Annotated in this window: 24 protein-coding genes and 1 other RNA gene; 9 read left to right on the forward strand and 16 right to left on the reverse strand. The window is 65.8% G+C overall.

Going from position 1 to position 18687, the window contains the following annotated elements; translation table 11 throughout:
* Positions 1–12: 12 nt before the first annotated feature.
* The 13 genes from AC522E_RS16790 to AC522E_RS16850 form a co-directional block, all read right to left on the reverse strand.
* A complete protein-coding gene (locus AC522E_RS16790; protein WP_500747389.1) occupies positions 13–462 on the reverse strand; it encodes an ExbD/TolR family protein in 450 nt (149 codons plus the stop codon).
* A gap of 13 nt (positions 463–475) precedes the next feature.
* Positions 476–1195 (reverse strand): protein TolQ, encoded by a 720-nt coding sequence (tolQ, locus tag AC522E_RS16795; protein WP_224313619.1) that lies wholly within the window; start codon positions 1193–1195, stop codon positions 476–478.
* Between the two features lie 241 nt (positions 1196–1436).
* Complete coding sequence (gene ybgC / locus AC522E_RS16800) at positions 1437–1916, reverse strand: tol-pal system-associated acyl-CoA thioesterase (protein WP_500747390.1); 480 nt, start codon at positions 1914–1916, stop codon at positions 1437–1439.
* A complete protein-coding gene (ruvB, locus tag AC522E_RS16805; protein WP_500747391.1) occupies positions 1909–2952 on the reverse strand; it encodes a Holliday junction branch migration DNA helicase RuvB in 1044 nt (347 codons plus the stop codon). Before ruvB ends, ybgC begins: the two co-directional genes overlap by 8 nt.
* 148 nt (positions 2953–3100) lie before the next feature.
* Positions 3101–3718 carry a Holliday junction branch migration protein RuvA gene (gene ruvA, locus AC522E_RS16810; RefSeq protein ID WP_500747392.1) on the reverse strand — a complete coding sequence of 206 codons (618 nt, stop codon included), beginning with the start codon at positions 3716–3718 and terminating at the stop codon, positions 3101–3103.
* Positions 3719–3855: 137 nt separating this feature from the next.
* Positions 3856–4359, reverse strand: a complete 504-nt coding sequence (ruvC, locus tag AC522E_RS16815) for a crossover junction endodeoxyribonuclease RuvC (protein WP_500747393.1) — start codon at positions 4357–4359, stop codon at positions 3856–3858.
* A gap of 7 nt (positions 4360–4366) precedes the next feature.
* The gene (locus tag AC522E_RS16820) at positions 4367–5113 is read right to left on the reverse strand and encodes a YebC/PmpR family DNA-binding transcriptional regulator (RefSeq protein ID WP_500747394.1); all 747 of its coding nucleotides are present in this window, start codon (positions 5111–5113) and stop codon (positions 4367–4369) included.
* 125 nt (positions 5114–5238) lie between these two features.
* On the reverse strand, positions 5239–5913 hold the full coding sequence (locus AC522E_RS16825) for an exopolysaccharide biosynthesis protein (protein WP_500747395.1): 675 nt from the start codon (positions 5911–5913) through the stop codon (positions 5239–5241).
* Between the two features lie 70 nt (positions 5914–5983).
* On the reverse strand, positions 5984–6805 hold the full coding sequence (locus AC522E_RS16830) for a TIGR00282 family metallophosphoesterase (protein WP_500747396.1): 822 nt from the start codon (positions 6803–6805) through the stop codon (positions 5984–5986).
* A gap of 10 nt (positions 6806–6815) precedes the next feature.
* Complete coding sequence (locus AC522E_RS16835; protein ID WP_500747397.1) at positions 6816–7427, reverse strand: 5-formyltetrahydrofolate cyclo-ligase; 612 nt, start codon at positions 7425–7427, stop codon at positions 6816–6818.
* Positions 7417–7572, reverse strand: a non-coding RNA gene (gene ssrS / locus AC522E_RS16840) — 6S RNA. The genes AC522E_RS16835 and ssrS overlap by 11 nt, the downstream gene beginning before the upstream one ends.
* Before the next feature lie 199 nt (positions 7573–7771).
* Positions 7772–8299, reverse strand: a complete 528-nt coding sequence (gene rcdA / locus AC522E_RS16845) for a protease adaptor protein RcdA (RefSeq protein WP_500747398.1) — start codon at positions 8297–8299, stop codon at positions 7772–7774.
* Between the two features lie 273 nt (positions 8300–8572).
* Complete coding sequence (locus tag AC522E_RS16850; RefSeq protein WP_500747399.1) at positions 8573–8779, reverse strand: DUF1192 domain-containing protein; 207 nt, start codon at positions 8777–8779, stop codon at positions 8573–8575.
* Positions 8780–8884: 105 nt separating this feature from the next.
* Between AC522E_RS16850 and AC522E_RS16855 the strand changes: the two genes are divergently transcribed.
* Both AC522E_RS16855 and AC522E_RS16860 read left to right on the forward strand, forming a co-directional pair.
* Positions 8885–9874: an NAD(P)H-quinone oxidoreductase gene (locus AC522E_RS16855; RefSeq protein ID WP_500750736.1), complete on the forward strand. Its 990-nt coding sequence runs from the start codon at positions 8885–8887 to the stop codon at positions 9872–9874.
* A 150-nt stretch (positions 9875–10024) separates the two neighbouring features.
* Positions 10025–10750 (forward strand): DUF1013 domain-containing protein, encoded by a 726-nt coding sequence (locus AC522E_RS16860; protein ID WP_500747400.1) that lies wholly within the window; start codon positions 10025–10027, stop codon positions 10748–10750.
* Positions 10751–10972: 222 nt separating this feature from the next.
* Here the strand turns inward: AC522E_RS16860 and AC522E_RS16865 are convergent, their stop codons facing one another.
* Positions 10973–12916: a propionyl-CoA synthetase gene (locus AC522E_RS16865; RefSeq protein WP_500747401.1), complete on the reverse strand. Its 1944-nt coding sequence runs from the start codon at positions 12914–12916 to the stop codon at positions 10973–10975.
* A gap of 98 nt (positions 12917–13014) precedes the next feature.
* On the opposite strand from AC522E_RS16865, the gene AC522E_RS16870 reads away from it, so the two are divergent.
* Positions 13015–13773, forward strand: coding sequence for a sulfite exporter TauE/SafE family protein (locus AC522E_RS16870; protein WP_500747402.1), 759 nt, complete (start codon positions 13015–13017; stop codon positions 13771–13773).
* Between the two features lie 82 nt (positions 13774–13855).
* Here the strand turns inward: AC522E_RS16870 and AC522E_RS16875 are convergent, their stop codons facing one another.
* Complete coding sequence (locus tag AC522E_RS16875; RefSeq protein WP_500747403.1) at positions 13856–14038, reverse strand: YdcH family protein; 183 nt, start codon at positions 14036–14038, stop codon at positions 13856–13858.
* A gap of 199 nt (positions 14039–14237) precedes the next feature.
* On the opposite strand from AC522E_RS16875, the gene AC522E_RS16880 reads away from it, so the two are divergent.
* The 6 genes from AC522E_RS16880 (at position 14238) to AC522E_RS16905 (ending at position 18178) form a co-directional block, all read left to right on the forward strand.
* Entirely contained in the window at positions 14238–14438 is a 201-nt protein-coding gene (locus AC522E_RS16880) for a YdcH family protein (RefSeq protein WP_500747404.1), read from the forward strand.
* Positions 14439–14581: 143 nt separating this feature from the next.
* Positions 14582–15073 (forward strand): 5-(carboxyamino)imidazole ribonucleotide mutase, encoded by a 492-nt coding sequence (gene purE, locus AC522E_RS16885; protein ID WP_500747405.1) that lies wholly within the window; start codon positions 14582–14584, stop codon positions 15071–15073.
* Between the two features lie 4 nt (positions 15074–15077).
* The gene (locus AC522E_RS16890; RefSeq protein WP_500747406.1) at positions 15078–16157 is read left to right on the forward strand and encodes a 5-(carboxyamino)imidazole ribonucleotide synthase; all 1080 of its coding nucleotides are present in this window, start codon (positions 15078–15080) and stop codon (positions 16155–16157) included.
* A 178-nt stretch (positions 16158–16335) separates the two neighbouring features.
* Entirely contained in the window at positions 16336–16584 is a 249-nt protein-coding gene (gene rpsU, locus AC522E_RS16895; protein ID WP_227385534.1) for a 30S ribosomal protein S21, read from the forward strand.
* A 177-nt stretch (positions 16585–16761) separates the two neighbouring features.
* A complete protein-coding gene (locus AC522E_RS16900) occupies positions 16762–17595 on the forward strand; it encodes a tetratricopeptide repeat protein (RefSeq protein WP_500747407.1) in 834 nt (277 codons plus the stop codon).
* Between the two features lie 22 nt (positions 17596–17617).
* Positions 17618–18178 (forward strand): nucleotidyltransferase family protein, encoded by a 561-nt coding sequence (locus AC522E_RS16905; RefSeq protein ID WP_500747408.1) that lies wholly within the window; start codon positions 17618–17620, stop codon positions 18176–18178.
* Positions 18179–18184: 6 nt separating this feature from the next.
* Here the strand turns inward: AC522E_RS16905 and AC522E_RS16910 are convergent, their stop codons facing one another.
* Positions 18185–18661 (reverse strand): GNAT family N-acetyltransferase, encoded by a 477-nt coding sequence (locus tag AC522E_RS16910; RefSeq protein ID WP_500747409.1) that lies wholly within the window; start codon positions 18659–18661, stop codon positions 18185–18187.
* Between the last annotated feature and the right edge of the window lie 26 nt (positions 18662–18687).

Genomic DNA, 18687 nt, shown 5'->3' on the forward strand with positions numbered 1-18687 from the left:
CCCTCTTCCCGCTCAGCGCTGATCCGGCTCCGTGACAAGCGCGACGCGCTTGTATCCGGCTCCGGTAACGATGGACATGACCTGGGCGACGCGGCCGTAATCGACCTTCTTGTCGCCACGCACGAAGATGCGCTCGTCGAAGCCGGTCTTCGCGACCTCGGCGAGCTTGCCGACGATGGCCTCGTCGGAGAGTTCCGCATCGCCCATGAAGACTTGGCCCGTGGCCTTGATCGACAGGGTGACGGGCTTGGCGTCCATGTTGAGGGGCGCCGCCTTGGTCTGGGGAAGATCGAGGGGTACGCCGGCCGTCATCATCGGCGCCGCCACCATGAAGATGATGAGCAGCACCAGCATGACGTCGATGAACGGCGTCATGTTGATCTCGTTCATGGCGCCGCCGCGATGGGCGCGCCGCCGGCGGCGGGACCCGCCTCCCTTGGCCATGCCTGCTGTCGATGCCATTGCCAGCCCCCCCTTAAGCCGCGAGCGCGATGCGCTCGTCGATCTGACGCGAGAGAATGGCGGAGAACTCGTCGGCGAAGCCCTCGAGCCGCGATTGCAGCTTGCTGACCTCGCTCTGGAGCTTGTTGTAGGCCAGCACCGCCGGGATGGCCGCGAAGAGGCCGATAGCCGTGGCGAACAGCGCTTCCGCAATGCCCGGCGCGACGACCGCGAGGCTCGTGCTCTTCGAGGCGGCGATGGAGGTGAAGGAGTTCATGATGCCCACCACCGTGCCGAACAGGCCGATATAGGGGCCGGCGGAGCCGATGGAGGCGAGGACCGTGAGCTTGGAATCGAGCCGCTCGACCTCGCGCTGGATGGTCACGTCGAGCACCTTGTCGATGCGCTGGGACAGGCTCTGGAAGGAGCGCCCGGACCCCTCGAAGGAGCGCTTCCACTCACGCATGGCGGCGACGAACACCGCGGCGAGGCCCGTCGCCGGGCGGCTCTGGAGAGAACGGAACAGTTCCTCCAGGGACTGGCCCGACCAGAACACCTCCTCGAAACGGTTCATGGCCCGCTTGGTGCGGGCGTAGAGCAGGGTCTTGTCGATGATGATGGCCCAGCACCAGACGGAGGCGCCCAGAAGGCCCAGCATCACGAGCTTGACGATGAAATGGGCCTGCCAGAACAGGCCGAAAAGAGACATGTCGTGGGCCACAGGAACGGCCTGGGCCACATCCGCCGGATTCATATGTCGCGTCCCCGCTCCTCGAGCAGCCCGGAACCGGGCTCGCCGCGTTCGTAGGAAAATCTTGTGCGTATCATTGTTCGTTCGCGCCCGAATCTGTCGAAAATAAGGGCGCGCATCGATGGGACGCCGATCTTCCCGACCCGTTACATGTTAAGCACAGATCAAGGTTAAGGCTTGGTTTAAGGGCGCGGCGGGAGGGATCCGCCCCCTGTCCTCCCCGAGCGGGCTGCGACGCTACGCCTTAGGCCTTTTCCCCGAGGGCGACCCGCAGATGGTCCGGGATCCGGACCGCCCGGCCGCCTCTCACCGCGGCGACGGTCACCTCGGCGGTGACGAGGATATCGTCCCCGCGCCGGACTTCCTGGGCGAGGGTCATGGACGCGCCGCGCATCTCCTTGGGACGGGTCATGACCGTGAGCACGTCGTCCATCAGGGCCGCGCCGAGAAAATCGATGACCATCTTCCGGACCACGAAGGCGAGGCCGCCCATCTCCGCATGGAGGTCCGACTGCGCCACCTCCGCCGCCCGCAGAAGCTCCGTGCGGCCCCGCTCCATGAAGCGGAGATAACTGGCGTGATAGACCCGGGCGGAAAAATCCGTGTCCTCGTAATAGACCCGGATCGGCAGCACATGGGTGTCACCGTCGAGATGGCCCGACAGGCGGAGCGGGGCGTCGCCCTGCCCCCTCGAGGGGGCGGTGACGTCCCGCCTCTCACTCATCGTCAGCCCCGTTGAACAGCCCGAATTGCGCGGCGGTTTCGCGCGCAGGCTCCGACATGCCGAGATGGCGGAAGGCGTGGGGTGTGAGGATACGGCCACGGGGAGTGCGCTGCACGAAGCCCTTCTGGATCAGATAGGGCTCGATGATCTCCTCGATGGCGTCCCTGGGCTCGGACAACGCCGCGGCAATGGTCTCGATGCCGACGGGTCCGCCCCCGAAGGACAGGGCGATGGTGGTCAGGTACTTGCGGTCCATCTGGTCGAGGCCGATGGGGTCGACGTCGAGAAGGCGCAGGGCCTTGTCGGCGAGGTCGCGGGTGACGGCGGGGGCGCCTTCGACGATGGCGAAATCACGCACGCGCCGGAGCAGGCGGCCGGCGATGCGCGGCGTGCCGCGGGAGCGACGGGCGATCTCGTTGGCGCCGTCGTCGCTCATGCCGAGGCCGAGCACCCGGGCGCCGCGGCGGACGATCAGCTCCAGTTCCTCGACCGTGTAGAATTCGAGCCGGATCGGGATGCCGAAGCGGTCGCGCAGCGGCGTCGTCAGGAGACCGGCGCGGGTCGTCGCCCCGACGAGGGTGAATTTCGGGAGCTCGATCTTCACCGAGCGGGCAGCCGGTCCCTCGCCGATGATCAGGTCGAGCTGGTAATCCTCCATGGCCGGATAAAGGATTTCCTCCACCGCCGGGTTGAGGCGGTGAATCTCGTCGATGAAGAGCACGTCCCGCTCTTCCAGGTTCGTGAGCTGCGCCGCCAGGTCCCCTGCCTTGGCGATGACCGGGCCGGAGGTGGAGCGGAAATTGACCCCGAGTTCCCGCGCCACGATCTGCGCCAGCGTCGTCTTGCCCAGCCCGGGCGGGCCGACGAAGAGCACGTGGTCGAGGGCATCACCCCGGGACTTCGCGGCGTTGATGAAGACCTGCAGGTTCGCCCGCGCGGCCGCCTGGCCCGTGAAGTCGCCGAGTGACAGCGGCCGGAGCGAGGCATCCGGATCGTCTTCGCGTTTCTCGGGGGTCAGCAGACGTGAATCGGTCAAGGAGACTTACCTTCCGGCGGCTTGTTCATGGGGCAGTCCCTTCCCATACGCCATTTCCAACAAGATCAAAACAGGAACGACGAAAGGTTACAGGCCAATGCCCCGGCTGTCTTACCAATCCTGACGGGCGGACGCCAATCCGAGGCGCTTACCGCGCCAGTTCCCTGAGGCCGAGGCGGATGAGCGTCTTCGCCTCGGCTTCCTCTCCCACCTGCTTGAGTGCGGCGGCAACCGCAGCGGAGGCCTGCGCCTGGGGATAGCCGAGATTGACCAGGGCCGAGACCGCATCCGAGACCGGGACCGGGGCCGACCTGTCCTCGACCGCGCCGGTCAGGCGGATCAGGGCCGGATCGATGGTGGAGAAGGCGGGTGCCTTGTCCTTGAGCTCCGCCACGATGCGCGCGGCAAGCTTCGGCCCGACGCCGGGGCCACGGGCCACGGACCCCTTGTCGCTCGTGGCGATGGCCGTGGCGAGACTGCCCGGGTCGAGCACGGAGAGAATGCCGAGCGCCACCTTGGCGCCGACGCCCTGTACGGTCTGGAGAAGCCGGAACCACTCGCGCTCCGCATCCGAGCGGAAGCCGAACAGGCGGATCATGTCCTCGCGGACGAGGGTCTCGATGGACAGCACCGCCGCCTCGCCCTGGGGCGGCAGGTTCTGGAGCGTGCGGGAAGAGCAGTGGACCACGTAGCCGACCCCATGAACGTCGAGGATGACGAAATCCTCGCCGTAGGAGTCGATGACGCCTTTCAGTTTGCCGATCACGTTCTTCTTCCCTCCCCCGTCATCCCAGGGTGGCGAAGCCAGGCCCGGGATCCATAACCGCCGACGGTTCCTGGTCCTGCAATGACTGTTGATGGATCCCCGCCTTCGCGGGGACGGCAGGGGTATCTCTGTACCATTTAGAAGCTCGCCGCCAAAGCGCGGGCCTTGCGGTGATGGGCGTGGGCGATGGCGATGGCGAGGGCGTCCGCCGCATCGGCCTTTTTCGGGTCCGCCTTCGGCAGCAGGACCTTCACCATGGCGAGCACCTGCGCCTTCTCCGCATGGCCAACGCCGACAACGGTCTTCTTGACCTGATTGGCTCCGTATTCGGCAACGGGCAGGCCGTGGAGCGCCGGAACCAGAAGCGACATCGCGCGGGCCTGTCCGAGCTTGAGGGTGGCCTGGGCGTCCTTGTTGACGAAGGTCTCTTCCACCGCGACCTCGTCCGGCGTCCAGGTCGTGACAACCTCGGTCAGCCGGTCGTGGAGCTGCTTGAGGCGCAGGGCCAGGGACAGGTCCCCGTCCGAGGTCACGACCCCGCAGGCGATGTACGAAAGCTTCGTGCCCTCCACGGCGATCAAGCCCCAGCCTGTGTTGCGCAGGCCGGGATCGAGGCCGAGGATACGGATACGTTCGGTCAAGAAGATGCTACTCCGCCATCTTCTGCATCAACGTCTCGGACAGTTCGAAATTGCCGTAGACGTTCTGCACGTCATCGTGCTCTTCGAGGGTTTCCATGAGGCGCATGAGCTTCTCGCCCGCCTCGTCGTCGACCGCCACGGGGGTCTGGGGCTTCCAGACGAGCTTGGAGGCCTTCGGCTCGCCGAACTTCTCCTCCAGCGCCTTGGTCACCTCGTTGAGGGATGTCTGCTCGCAATAGACCTCGTGCCCGTGATCGGAGGACACCACGTCTTCCGCGCCGGCCTCGATGGCGGCTTCCAGCATGGCATCGGCGCTGGCAGCCTCGGGCCCGAATTCCACCAGCCCGACCCGGTCGAACATGAACGAGACGGCGCCCGTTTCCGCCAGATTTCCACCGCTCTTGGTGAAGTAGGAGCGGATATCGGAGGCGGTGCGGTTGCGGTTGTCGGTCATGGCCTCGACGATGAGGGCCGCGCCGCCGGGGCCGTAGCCCTCGTAGCGGATCTCCTCGTAATTCTCGCCCTCGTTGCCCGCCGCCTTGTTGATGGCGCGCTGGATATTGTCCTTGGGCATGTTCTCGGCCCGGGCGGCCAGGATGGCGGCGCGCAGGCGCGGGTTCATGTTGGGGTCGGGCATGCCCATCTTGGCCGCGACGGTGATTTCGCGCGCGAGCTTGGAGAAGAGCTTCGAGCGCACCGCGTCCGCGCGCCCCTTGCGGTGCATGATGTTCTTGAACTGTGAATGTCCGGCCATGGGGTCTCCGCGATCGCGACCGAGAGCGTCTTGGCTTCAAGGGCCCGTCAGGCCGCGGATGTTGACGATAGCGGGCTTATAAAACGGTGTAGCGCCCGAGGCAAAGCCCCCGGCCACTCTTTGTTCTAAATCCCGAACCAGCTCGCCAGCCCAGCCCGGATCAGGTGGTAGGAGGCGCCGAGCACGGTCACGGTGTAGGCCAGCCCTGCCAGACCGATGAGATAGCCCAGAATCAGCAGATAGCCGTCCTCCTCGATCACCGCGATGGACACGATCACGAGGGCGATCGAGGGCGGGAAATTGGTGCCCGGGAACGGAATCAGCACAGACAGGGCCACCAGGAAGGCGAAGAGGCCCACCATCCGGTCGCCGACCAGGCTGAAGAGCGGCAGCACCCGGGGCTTGCAGTAGCTCTCCAGCCATTGGAGCTTGGGCTCGGCCACGTCGATCAGGCGCTTGAACTTGGACACCGAGACGGACCGGCGCTTGACGAAGCCGGGCAGCCAGGGATGCCGGTGTCCCAGCATCATCTGAAAGCCGAAGATCAGGACCGGCGTTCCGACGATGCCGGCGATTCCGGGCGGGGCCGGGACGCAGTTCGGCAGGCTGAACAGGATCAGCACGAAACCGAAGGCACGCTCGCCGAAGGCCTCGATGATCTCGCCGATGGTGATGCTCTCGCCTTTGGCCTTGTTGATCACCGCGCGCAGAACGGCGGAGACGCTCTTGTGCTCCGCCGCTTCGGGCAAAGTGCCGTTCTCACGGGCGGAATGCAATCTGTGTTGATTTTCGGCGTCCACTGTTCTCTCCGTCTGGAGACAGATGGGCATGTTTCGGCCCGAGCCAAGGGCGGGCCCTTGAGGGTGCCCGCTAGTCCCAGAAGCGTGGCCAGGATTCCTCGAGATGCGGCCCGAGCCGCAAGGCCGCAACGCGAAGGGCGCGTCCCGTACGGTCGTCGGTCTCGACGGCGATACCCGACAGGGTCCCCTCCCCGAGCCCAGGCTCCATGCGCGGACCGGGCGTCTTCTGGAGGAAGCGGCGGATCGATTCCTCCTTCTGCATGCCGAGGACGGAATCGTAATCGCCGCACATGCCCGCGTCGGACATATAGGCCGTGCCGCCGGCGAGGATCCGATGATCGGCGGTGGGCACATGGGTGTGCGTGCCGACGACCAGGCTGGCGCGACCATCGAGATAATGTCCCATCGCCTCCTTCTCGCTGGTGGCTTCCGCATGGACATCGACGATCACCGCGTCGGCGACCTGGGCGAGCGGGCAGGCCTCGAGCTCCCTGTCCACGGCGGCGAAGGGATCGTCGAGGGCGTCCATGTAGAGCCGGCCCATGACGTTGACGACGAGGACCCGATGACCGGTGGCCGTCTCGATGAGGTTGGCCCCGCGCCCCGGCGTGCCCGGTGGATAGTTCACCGGCCGCAGGAGCCTCGGCTGGCGTTCGATGAAGACCAGGGTCTCCCGCTGGTCCCAGGTATGATTGCCGAGGGTGACCGCGTCCGCGCCCGCCTGGAGCAGCTCGTCGCAGATCGCCTCGGTGATGCCGAAACCGCCTGCCGAGTTCTCCCCGTTGATGGCGACGAAATCGAGCTGCCAGCGGTCCCTCAAGGACGGCAGACGATCGATCACCACGTTGCGGCCGGCCCGCCCGACCACATCGCCGAGAAACAGAAGACGCATGGAAAGTCCTTCAGAGGGTTTTGCGGACGGGTTTCGTCCGGATGAGCTCGGTTTCGGTGACGACGACATCAAGCAGCCGGTCGTGGGGCTCGGCCGGGACCTGCTCGATCTCCTGAACCGCATAGGCGATCCCGATGGTCAAGATGGGATGCTTGTCCTCGAGAGCCGCGATGGCCCGATCGAAATGGCCTTTGCCGTAGCCGATGCGTCCGCCACGCCGGTCAAAGGCGAGGAGCGGCACCAAAAGGGCAGTCGGAAAAACCTCCGGCGCATCGGGGCCGGGCTCCCGGACACCGAAGCCGCCCGTCACGAGAACGTCACCGGGCCGCCAGAGGCGAAAGCTCAGATGGGGATGAAGGACCTGCGAAAGCGCCACATCCTGGCCGCGGGCTACGAGCGCCTCCATGAGCGGCCGCGAATCGACCTCGCTCCGGATCGGCCAGTACGCGCCGACGGGATTGGCCCGTTTCAGATCGTCGAAGGCGATGGCTCGGTCTGCGATGCGCTGCGCAGCCCCATGGCGGAAAACGTCGTCGAGGGCGTCACGACGGGCAAAGGCCTCGCGGCGGAGCCGTTCCTTGCGCTCGGGGAGGGAGAGAGAATCCATGAGGTGCGGAGCCACAAAAGCCGTCGGAGAAGCGATCCCGGGAACCTACAAAGTAGGTGGGCGCCGTATGTCCCGGTCCACGGACCGGGTCAGGGACAGCTCCCTTCAGGATCGATAAGGCCCCGGGGAAATGAACTCCTGACGCGCCCCGCAGCCCCGCCTTCCCTATGTAGGGGCCGAAGGGCCGCGGGGGAAGGGGAAATTTTGGGAGAACGCAACTGTCCTTCCGAGAGGGCCCCGCGGGCCGGGCCCGGGCGATGATCCGGGGTCCGGGATGCACCCATGAGGCCTGGTTCTGCCCTGCGTCTGGCGGCTTCGGGTTCCGGGCTCGCCTCACAGCCGAGATGACGGCGGAGACGCTAGTGGCCCCCGAAGACCTGCTCCAGCATCCGCTGCTGGGCCACCACCTGGTTCGGGCGCGGCACGGCCGGGGTCGTATCCGGTTCGGACATCAGACGCTCGAGGTGAAGGATCCGCGCGTGGAAGCGGGTCGCGAGGCCAATGAGCTCCTTGAGGCGGGCCGGCAGGGCCTCGTATTCATCGATCCCGGTAATGGTGTCCTGCTGGGTCAGATGAACGCGGTTCTTCTCCAGCTGGGCCTGGTCGGGAGTGATTTCTCCCTCCGACACCGCCCGCTGCAACAGCAGCCATGAGGCGATCTGCATCAGCCGCGTCGTCAGGCGCATGCTCTCCGTCGCATAGGCGATGATCCCGTCCCGGGGCAGAAGCTTGGAATCGATGCGTCCCTGGCCGTCGAGATATCCCGCCGTGTCCTCCACGAGTTCCATGCCTTCGTGGAAGAGGGCCTTGAACGCATCCGAATGCACGAAGCTATGCCCGAACGGGACGGTCCCGGCTCCAAGCTTGATCACATCGGGTTCGCTCACTGGCACTCTCCCATAGACCCTGGTTCCCGGCCGTCAGCCGGCCGGGCGCACTTCCTGTCAGGAGAACACTATAGAACGGCTCTTGGTTCGATGCCTCGCTAACCGTTTCTTAAGGTTAAGCGCAGGGGGAGCACCCAAAAATAGAGCCGCCAGGGGCGGCTCGAGTCATTACAGGGAGGCGTCAAACAGAGTGGACAGGAGCCACTCGGCATCCAGAGAGAGCTGGATGTGGCGATCATCTTTTGAAAACCTTAAGGCTTGGTTAGCGGCCGCTCACGCGGAGCCGAGCTTGAAGAAGGCACTGGCAGCGGCCATCGAACTCTCCTTGCCGCGCTTGGCTTCCTTCAGGCGATCGATCTCCCGCTCCAGCATGGCGATTCGCTCGTCGAGTTCATCGATGGAAAGCATCGAGAGGTCCTGGCCGAACTCGTGACCCATCGGGCGCACCCGCGTTTCCTCATCGAAGGGATCGAAAGCCATGACATCCTCCTTCCTCGCGCTTCCAAAGGTAGAGCGCGATGCGCAGCTTGCCAATCTTGCCCTATATCCATCAACCTTTGGCCGAAGGAGGACGGAATGGCGGCAATTTCTGACACGATGCGCGCTGTCGTTGCGCAGGGCCAAGGCGGCCCCGAGGTTCTGAGGCTCGTCGAGCGCCCCGTGTCCCGGCCCGGAGAGGGCGAGATCCTCGTGCGTGTGAAGGCGGCCGGCGTGAACCGCCCGGACGTCCTGCAGCGCCAGGGCGGGTATCCGCCCCCTCCCGGCGCGCCCGACATCCTGGGATTGGAAATCGCCGGCGAGGTGGCGGCTTCCGGGCCGAATGCCTTCCGCTTTCCGGTCGGCGCGAAGGTCATGGCCCTCGTTCCGGGCGGGGGCTATGCGGAGTACGCCACGGTCCACGAGAGCAATGCCCTCGCCGTGCCCGCCGGCCTGTCCCTGGAAGAGGCGGGCGCGGTCCCGGAAACCTATTTCACGGTGTGGACCAACGTGTTCGAGCGGGGCGGCCTCCAGCCCGGCGAGACCCTCCTGGTCCATGGCGGCTCGTCCGGTATCGGCACCACGGCCATCCAGCTGGGAAAGGCCCTGGGGGCCCATGTGATCGTGACGGCCGGGTCTCCCGACAAATGCGAGGCCTGCCTCCGGCTGGGGGCCGACCGGGCCATCAATTATCGCGACACGGACTTCGTCGCCGCGGTGAAGGGGGCCACGGACGGCCGCGGGGCCGACGTCATCCTCGATATGGTCGGGGGCGACTATATCTCCCGCAACTACGAGGCGGCCGCCCGGGACGGCCGCATCGTCCAGATCGCCTTTCTGAAGGGCAGCCGGGTTGAGGCCGATTTCCGCCTTCTGATGCTCAAGCGCCTGACCCATACCGGTTCGACCCTGCGTTCGCGCTCCGTCGCCGAGAAGGCCGCCATCGCCCGGGCCCTGGAAGAGAAGGTCTTGCCCATCCTCGGCCAGGGCCGCGCCAGACCGGTGATCGACTCGACCTTTTCCCTTGAGGACGTGGCCAAGGCCCATGCCCGCATGGACAGCGGCGCGCATATCGGGAAGATCGTTCTCATCCTTTAAGAATTGCATCATGGGGGTGCGCTCCCTATAATCACCTCGTTTCCCTCACAATGTGAGACGAGATGCTCCGGCCCGGCCGGGACGGAGCGCAGGAGAGTTTTGCCGTGCGGCGCCGATGAACGGGCGCCCGGCCTGGAGGAGTGAAAGCCCATGTCCCAGGGACCGCTGATGCCGAAGGCGACAGCCGTGTGGCTCGTCGAGAACACATCTCTGTCGTTCGAGCAGATCGCTGATTTCTGCAAGCTCCACCCCCTTGAGGTGAAGGGCATTGCCGACGGCGAAGTCGCCGCCGGAATCAAGGGCATGGACCCGATCACCTCAGGCCAGCTGACCCGGGAAGAGATCGAGAAGGCGCAGAGCGACACGAACTATCGCCTCAGGATGGCCGAGTCCCGGGTGAAGCTGCCGGAGCAGAAGCGGATCAAGAAGGGGCCCCGCTATACGCCCGTCTCCCGTCGCCACGACCGTCCGAACGCCATCCTCTGGCTGGTGCGCAACCATCCCGAGCTGAAAGATGCGCAGATCATGCGGCTCGTGGGCACCACCAAGACCACGATTCAGCAGGTCCGCGACCGCACCCACTGGAACTCGGCCAGCCTCAGCCCGATGGACCCCGTGACGCTCGGCCTCTGCTCGCAGATCGACCTCGATTTCGAGGTCCAGCGCGCGGCGAAGGATCGGCCGCATGCGGTGGTGGCCCCGGAAAGCGGCGGCACGCTCATGCCGGCGGAAATCTCCACGGCCGAGCCCGAGCGTGAGGAGCCTTTCGCCGATATGAGCCGGCCGAAGCCCGCGAAGGAGGAGGAGATCGACGTCAACTCGGTCTTCGCCAAGCTCAAGCAGCTCAAGCGTCCCGACGAGGACGACGAAGAGTAGGATTTCGAAAGGCCCGGACCGCTCCGGGCCTTTTTTGTGTCAGGCCGGGCGCTTAGGAATTGCGCTGTCATTCCGGGACAGCTCGAAGAGCTGGGCCTGGAACCCATAGCCGCCGAGCTTGACGAACTGGGCGCAGCGGCCTCCCAAGCCCTTCATCCTGCGTCGCTGGCGTCGATGGGTTTTAGGCTCGCCTGCGGCGCCCCGGATGACGGCGACGAGAGATCATCCCAACCCTCTACCCTTGAGCGCCTCGCCGATCTCGTCGAGGATCGCCGGGTCGTCGATGGTGGCGGGCATGGTCCAGGTCTCGCCGTCGGCGATCTTCTTCATCGTGCCGCGCAGGATCTTGCCGGAGCGGGTCTTCGGCAGGCGTCCGACCGTGATGGCGAGCTTGAAGGCGGCAACGGGGCCGATCTTCTGGCGCACCAGCCCCACCAGTTCGGTCTCGACCGTCGCCGGAGACTGGCCGACGCCCGATTTCAGCACCACGAAGCCGCAGGGCACCTCCCCTTTCAGGGAATCGCGCACGCCGATCACCGCGCATTCCGCGACCGCCGGATGGGAGGCCAGCACCTCCTCCATGCCGCCCGTGGACAGGCGGTGGCCAGCGACGTTGATGATGTCGTCCGTGCGCCCCATGATGTAGACGTAACCGTCCGCGTCGATGAATCCCGCATCCGAGGTGTTGTAGTAGCCGGGATAGGTCGCGAGGTAGCCTTCCCGGAAGCGTTCGTCCGCGTGCCAGAGGGTCGGAAGGCAGCCGGGCGGGAGCGGTAGCTTGACGGCGATGGAGCCCATGGTGTCGGGAGGCACCTGCCTGCCGCCCTCGTCGAGGACCTGCACGTCGTAGCCGGGCATCGGCACGGTGGGAGAGCCGTACTTGATCGGCAGCGCGCCGAGGCCGAGCGGGTTTCCCGCGATCGCCCAGCCCGTCTCCGTCTGCCACCAATGGTCCACGACGGGGACGCCGAGGATGCGCTCCGCCCATTGCACCGTGTCCGGGTCCGCCCTCTCCCCCGCGAGGAACAGGGCGCGGAAGCCCGACAGGTCGTAATCCTTCAGAAGCCTGGCGTCGGGATCCTCCTTCTTGATCGCCCGGAAGGCCGTCGGCGCAGTGAACAAGGCGACCGCCTTGTGCTCGGATGCCACGCGCCAGAAGGCACCGGCGTCGGGGGTGCCGACGGGCTTGCCCTCGTAGAGGATCGAGGTGCAGCCGTGCAGCAGCGGCCCATAGACGATGTAGGAATGGCCGACGACCCAGCCCACGTCGGAGGCGCAGAAATAGACCTCCCCGGGATCGATGCCGTAGAGATTTTTCATCGACCATTTCAGGGCGACCATGTAGCCGCCCGTATCGCGCACCACGCCCTTCGGCCGCCCCGTCGTACCGGAGGTATAGAGGATGTAGAGCGGATCGGTGGCGGCGACCGGGACACAGGGTGCCTGCCGCCCGGCCCTGCGGGCCTCCGTCACCGCCACGGCCCAGTCGCGGTCCCGGCCCTCGACCAGCGATGCCTCGGCCTGGGGTCGCTGGAGGATGAGGCACGCCTCCGGCTTGTGGCTGCTCAGCGCGATCGCTTCGTCGAGAAGCGGCTTGTAGGGAACGACCCGGGAGACTTCGATGCCGCAGGACGCCGAGAGCACGAGCCTGGGCGTCGCATCCTCGAGCCGCGTCGCGAGTTCCCGCGCCGCGAAGCCCCCGAAGACGACGGAATGGACGGCGCCGATGCGGGCGCAGGCCAGCATGGCGAACACCGCCTCCGGAATCATCGGCATGTAGAGGACGACCCGGTCTCCCTTGGCGACGCCCATGTCCTGCAGGACCGCCGCAAGGGTCGCGACCTCGTCCCTGATCTCGTGATAGGTGTAGGTGCGGATCGTACCGGTGACAGGGCTGTCGTAGATCAGGGCCGCCTGGCCGGCCCGGCCACGCTCTACATGGCGGTCGACGGCATTGTAGCACACGTTGCCTTCGGCCCCGACAAACCAGCGCCCGTAGACCCCCTCGGATGGATCGAAGATCCGGTCGGCGGGCTTGAACCAGTCGATCTCCCGCGCCGCTTCTCCCCAGAACCACTCGGGATCCGACCGCCAGCGTTCGTACACCTCGCGGTAGCGGCTCGTGCCACCTGCCTCTTGCTCCGACGTCATCCGGGTTGATGTCATGGCCCTACCCCAATGTGCTCACCGCATGAGACTTCACGGTTCTGCCGTGGTAGCAGGCGGGCAGGCCGTGGTCAGCGGCGACTTTCGGCGAGTGCGTCATGATTACCGATCCCCTGTTCTACGCCGCAGCGATCCCCTCGGTGGTCCTGATGGGCCTCTCCAAGGGCGGGTTCTCGGGTCTCGGCCTCCTGTCGCTGCCATTGATGGCGCTTGTCGTCTCCCCCGTTCAGTCGGCAGCGATCATGCTGCCGATCCTGCTCGTCCAGGATGTGGTGACCGTCTGGGCCTTCCGGCACAGCTGGGACCGGCGCAACATCGCCATCCTGCTTCCCAGCGGCATCGTCGGCATTCTCTCGGGCTATCTTTTGGCGGCGCGTGTCTCGGACGATGCCGTCACCCTGGTCGTGGGCATCATCTCCATCGCCTTCGCCGTTCGCCGGCTGATCCTGGATCGCCGGGCGTCTCCACCGGAGCCCGCCAAGGCCGACGTGCCCCGCGGCGTTTTCTGGGGCTATGTGACGGGCTTCACCAGCATGATCGCCCACGCGGGCGGCCCACCCTTCCAGATCTACGTGATGCCTCAGCGTCTGCCGCGCGACGTCTTCGTCGGGACCGGGGCTGTGTTCTTCGCCCTCAACAACTGGATCAAGGTGCCGCCCTATATCGCACTCGGCCAGTTCACATCCGAGAATCTCGCCACGGCCGGGGTGCTGTTTCCGCTTGCGGTCGCCTCCACCTGGGCGGGCGTGCTGCTTGTGCGCAGGGTCTCGGGAGCCCGGTTCTACACCCTCGTCTATTGCCTGCTGGTCCTGGTCGGCGCCAAGCTCGTCATCGACGGCATGCGGGCGTTTCTGTAGTTCTTGCCAGACTCGTGAAAACTGCCGCTCTTCACGGGGAACAGCGGCAGCTTTTCTGGGAAATCCGACTGAAGCGGTGTGTTCAGTGCATCACCGCGTGAACGCCTTTGAGGCGGGTGATCTGATCCTTGAGCTGAAGCTTCTTGCGCTTCAGCTCCGCCATCTTCGTGTCATCCATGGAGGGGTGGTTGAGAGCATCCTGAATTTCGCGCTCGAGTGCCTGATGCTTACGCTCGAGCTCCACAAGATGATTCTGCAGCGGCATATCAATGACCTCCTGTTCGACATCTGACGACAGGAGTGTGACACACAGAAAGTGGCGAGTCGAAGGCAAACCGTGCTGCGTTGCGGGAACGGATATGCGGGCAAAGAATCGGCTTTATGCTTGCCCTTGAGGATGCCGCGGAGCATAATTTCCCCTTCTCGCGCCCGGTTCCGGGCGGCTCTGCCATCTGGGCTTTTCGATGCACGATCTGGCTGAACTCGAAGCGGAACTCTCGCGGCTGAAGCAGGAGCACCGAGATCTGGACACGGCGATCGACGCGCTCGAGAAGATGATCGCCGGCGACCAGTTGCAGGTCCAGCGCTTGAAGAAGCGCAAGCTCGTCCTCAAGGACCGCATTATCCAGATCGAGGACCAGATCACTCCCGACATCATCGCCTGATGCCGCTGCATTTTCCGGCGGGACGGCAGCGGCCCAGCTTGGAAATGCACTCGAAAACAGGGCTCTCCCATGCATCGGCCTTGCTTGGCCATGAAGCCTTCGTTATGCCCGCCTGACGCGTAGGCCAGAGCCGGAGCCGGAACATGGCGGGAATCCCCGTTGCCATCATCATGGGCAGTCAGTCCGACTGGGCCACCATGCGGCATGCCGCAGACACCCTCGATATCCTCGAAATCCCCTACGATGCGCGCATCGTCTCCGCGCACCGGACGCCCGATCGGCTGGTCTCCTTCGCCAAGGGCGCGAAGGCGGCAGGCTTCCAGGTGGTGATCGCCGGCGCGGGCGGAGCGGCGCACCTTCCCGGCATGACCGCCGCCATGACCCCGCTTCCGGTTTTCGGGGTGCCTGTGGAATCGAAATCCCTCTCGGGCCAGGACAGCCTGCTCTCCATCGTGCAGATGCCCGCCGGCATCCCGGTCGGAACCTTGGCCATCGGTCGCGCCGGAGCGGTGAACGCCGCGCTTCTCGCCGCCGCCGTCCTCGCCCTGCACGACAAGGCCCTCGCCGGGCGTCTCGATGCGTGGCGGACGCGCCAGAGCGAGAGCGTCGCCGAGAAGCCCGCGAACGAAGGTTGACGCCATGATCCGTCCCGGCAGCACCCTCGGCATCCTCGGCGGCGGCCAGCTTGGCCGGATGATGGCCATGGCCGCAGCGGAACTCGGGCTGCGCACTCATATCTTTGCGCCAGAGCGGAACAGTCCCGCCTTCGACGTCGCGGCTGAACACACGGTGGCGGCCTACGAGGACGAGGCGGCGCTCGTGCGTTTCGCCAAGGCCGTCGATGTGGTGACCTACGAGTTCGAGAACGTGCCGGGAGAAACGGCGGCGATCCTGAGCGCCCATGCGCTCCTCGCTCCGAATGCGCGGGCCCTGTCCGTGTCCCAGGACCGCCTGACCGAAAAGACATTCCTTGCGGATCTCGGCATCGCGACCGCCCCCTTCGCCGCCGTATCGGGTGAGGACGATCTCGCCGCGGCGCTGGAGCGGATCGGCCGCCCCGCCGTGCTCAAGACCCGCCGTTTCGGCTATGACGGCAAGGGCCAGGTCATGCTCCGTCCCGATAGCGATCCGCGTGCGGCCTTCGCGGGAATCGGGCGGGCGCCGGCGATCCTCGAGGGCTTCGTCCCCTTCGAGCGCGAGGTTTCGGTGGTGGCCGCGCGCACGGAAAAGGGCGGATTTGCGGCCTATGACCTGTGCGCCAACGAGCACCGCAGCCATATCCTCGCCACGACCCGGGTCCCTGCGGGCGTCTCGGTTGCGACGGAGAAGGCCGCCTTCGCCATCGCCCGTTCCATCGCCGATGCGCTCGATTATGTGGGCGTCCTGGCCGTGGAGATGTTCCTCCTGAACGGTGCCGAAGGGGAGCGTCTCGTCGTCAATGAGATTGCCCCGCGCGTCCACAATTCCGGCCACTGGACCCTGGGCGGCGCGACGACCTCGCAGTTCGAGCAGCATGTCCGGGCCATCTGCGGCTGGCCGCTCGGCACGACCGCCCGGCTGGGCCGGGTCGAGATGCAGAACCTCATCGGCGATGACGCGAATGGCTGGGAGCGCATCCTCGCCGAGCCCGGGGCGCACCTGCACCTCTACGGCAAGTCCGAGGCCCGGCCCGGACGCAAGATGGGCCATGTCACCCGGGTCTACCCGGAAGAGAAGTGAACTTCCTTCGAGCTGGAGCGTTGACCCCGGTTCGCCTTGTGGGGCCGGCGCTTTTCTTGGCAGGAAAGCCTAGACAATCCAGGCATCTTCTGGTAGTCACGCCGGTCAGATAGAGGTGCGCAGGACGCGCCTCATTTGTTTTTGCAGCAATCGAAACGGATCATTACGAGGAATTCGCGTGCAGGTTCTTGTCCGGGATAACAACGTCGATCAGGCGCTCCGCGCTCTCAAGAAGAAGATGCAGCGTGAGGGCATCTTCCGCGAGATGAAGCTCCGCGGCCACTATGAGAAGCCGTCTGAGAAGAAGGCCCGCGAGAAGGCCGAGGCCGTTCGCCGCGCCCGCAAGCTGATCCGCAAGCGCATGCAGCGCGAAGGCCTCCTGCCTTCGAAGCCGCGCACCGTCGCTCCCGGCCGTCCGGCCCGCTAAGCTCTTCCACGAGCTTCGAAAATCCAGCCTTTCGATTGTGATTCGGCGCCTGTCTGAGAAGACCGGGCGCCGATTGCGTTTCAGCCCTCCCTCCCCGTCCATGCTGCTTTATTTCATGGCTGTTAAGGTTTACCCCTTAGGGTGAGCCTATCCCCATTCATTGAGCTGGAGACGAAGGTGCTCGCCTCATCGATTCGCCGCTTCGCGCCCCTGACCCTGACCCTTGTCGCCCTTGGCCTTGCAGGCTGCGAGACCACCGGCGGCGGCGTGACCCGCCGCATCGCCGTCGTCGAGGAGGACACCCAGGGCACCAGCAAGGTGAACATCGCCTCCCTCTCCGATGTGATTGAGCGCAATCCCACCGACCCGGGTGCCTACAACACCCGCGGCGCCGCCTATGCCCGGGTCGGCCGCTACAGCGACGCCACGGCGGATTTCACCAAGGCGGTCCAGCTCGATCCGAACTACGCCCCGGCCTATACCAATCGGGCCCTCGCCCTGCGCCAGACCGGACGGAACGACCAGGCGCTGGCCGATTTCACCCGCGCCATCCAGGCCGACCCGAATTACGGCCCGGCCTATATCGGTCGCGGCAACCTGTTGCGGGCCCAGAACCAGTACCAGGAAGCCCTCAACGACCTGAATGCGGCGATCCGCCTGGTGCCTGAATCGGCCGAGGCCCTGCACGCCCGTGGCCTGCTCTACCAGCGCCAGGGCATGCACCAGCAGGCGATCCTGGACTTCGATGCCACGATCGACCGCAATCCCTTCGTGGGTGCGCCCTATGCCGCCCGCGGGCAAAGCCTCGTGGCGACCGGCCAGTACGACAAGGCCATCGAGGATTTCAACGCCGCGCTCAACGTGAATGCCCGCGATGCCGATTCCTGGGCATGGCGCGGAGTGGCCTTCGAGCGCCAGGGCAACAAGAGCCAGGCCGCCGAAAGCTTCCAGCGCGCCCTGTCCATCGACAACTCGAACGCGGTCGCACGCCAGGGCACCTCGCGCCTGTAAGGCTCAGGGCCCGGCCGGCCCCATGCGCAGCCTCGCCGACATTGCCGATCTGATCGAAGCCCACGCCGCCATGCGTGGGCTTCTTGCCGTCGCGGCATCGCTCGATCTGCCGGATGCATGGATCGGTGCCGGTTTCGTCCGCAACGCCGTGTGGGACGCGCTTCATGGCCGGTGCTTCGATCCCGACTCCCTCGAGGACGTGGACGTGGTGTTCTTCGATCCGTCGAATGCCGATGCCGGCCGGGACGAGACCCTGCGGGAAGAGCTCAAATGCCTCCGACCTGGCCCGAACTGGCAGGTGAAGAACCAGGCGCGCATGCACGCCCGCAACGGCGATGCGCCCTATCGCGACACGTCGGACGCCATCGCCCACTGGCCGGAAACCGCCACGGCGGTCGCTGCCCGTCTGGTGAAGGGCGATGTGGAAGTCATCGCTCCGTACGGAGTCTCGGATCTGCTCACTCTCACGGTCAGGCCGACGCCGGCCTTCCGCGACAAGGTGGAGCTCTACAGGCGGCGGCTTGCCGGCAAGGACTGGTCCACCCGCTGGCCGGGCCTCACATTCGCCGCCCGGGAAATCTGAATCCCGTCAGATTGTCTTGACCATATAGGAAACATAAGGCTCGAAGCCGAACCTCCGGTAGGTGTGCTCGGCCCGCTCGTTGGCAACCAGGGCGCCGATCATGAGCCGCTTCAGGCCGGCCTCGCGGGTCAGGCGCTCGGCCTCCTTGAGCAGCAACTGTCCGATGCCTCGGCTACGCCATTCCTCGTGCACGATGAGATCGGTCACGGTGCCGTGCCGGCGCACATCGTCACTGACATAGGCGGCGTCCTGATCGATGGAGAAGCCCATGGCCGCGATGGCGATGCCGTCCGCCTCGGCCAGAACGATCCGGCCCTGGCGACCGGAGAGGCGCTGGAGCAGTTCGTCGTAATAGGCACTGGCGCCGCCATAATCCCGCCGGCGGTCGCCGGTCAGGTCGGCCTCGAAGACGTTGAGCCGGTGAATCAGCTCGATGACGACGGTCCGGTCCGCCGGACCCGCCGTGCGCAGGATCACGCTCATGCCACAGGCTCCATAAGCCGAAGGCC

It is taken from the genome of Microvirga sp. BF8 (genome assembly GCF_059888585.1).

Coding starts and splice junctions, on each gene's coding strand:
- AC522E_RS16910 (WP_500747409.1), bottom strand. CDS start 18,661: ATGAGCGTGATCCTGCGCACGGCGGGTCCGGCGGACCGGACCGTCGTC.
- AC522E_RS16880 (WP_500747404.1), top strand. CDS start 14,238: ATGCACGATCTGGCTGAACTCGAAGCGGAACTCTCGCGGCTGAAGCAG.
- AC522E_RS16820 (WP_500747394.1), bottom strand. CDS start 5,113: ATGGCCGGACATTCACAGTTCAAGAACATCATGCACCGCAAGGGGCGC.
- AC522E_RS16830 (WP_500747396.1), bottom strand. CDS start 6,805: ATGCGTCTTCTGTTTCTCGGCGATGTGGTCGGGCGGGCCGGCCGCAAC.
- AC522E_RS16905 (WP_500747408.1), top strand. CDS start 17,618: ATGCGCAGCCTCGCCGACATTGCCGATCTGATCGAAGCCCACGCCGCC.
- AC522E_RS16865 (WP_500747401.1), bottom strand. CDS start 12,916: ATGACATCAACCCGGATGACGTCGGAGCAAGAGGCAGGTGGCACGAGC.
- AC522E_RS16875 (WP_500747403.1), bottom strand. CDS start 14,038: ATGCCGCTGCAGAATCATCTTGTGGAGCTCGAGCGTAAGCATCAGGCA.
- AC522E_RS16790 (WP_500747389.1), bottom strand. CDS start 462: ATGGCATCGACAGCAGGCATGGCCAAGGGAGGCGGGTCCCGCCGCCGG.
- AC522E_RS16890 (WP_500747406.1), top strand. CDS start 15,078: ATGATCCGTCCCGGCAGCACCCTCGGCATCCTCGGCGGCGGCCAGCTT.
- ybgC (WP_500747390.1), bottom strand. CDS start 1,916: ATGAGTGAGAGGCGGGACGTCACCGCCCCCTCGAGGGGGCAGGGCGAC.
- AC522E_RS16860 (WP_500747400.1), top strand. CDS start 10,025: ATGTCCCAGGGACCGCTGATGCCGAAGGCGACAGCCGTGTGGCTCGTC.
- AC522E_RS16870 (WP_500747402.1), top strand. CDS start 13,015: ATGATTACCGATCCCCTGTTCTACGCCGCAGCGATCCCCTCGGTGGTC.
- tolQ (WP_224313619.1), bottom strand. CDS start 1,195: ATGAATCCGGCGGATGTGGCCCAGGCCGTTCCTGTGGCCCACGACATG.
- purE (WP_500747405.1), top strand. CDS start 14,582: ATGGCGGGAATCCCCGTTGCCATCATCATGGGCAGTCAGTCCGACTGG.
- AC522E_RS16850 (WP_500747399.1), bottom strand. CDS start 8,779: ATGGCTTTCGATCCCTTCGATGAGGAAACGCGGGTGCGCCCGATGGGT.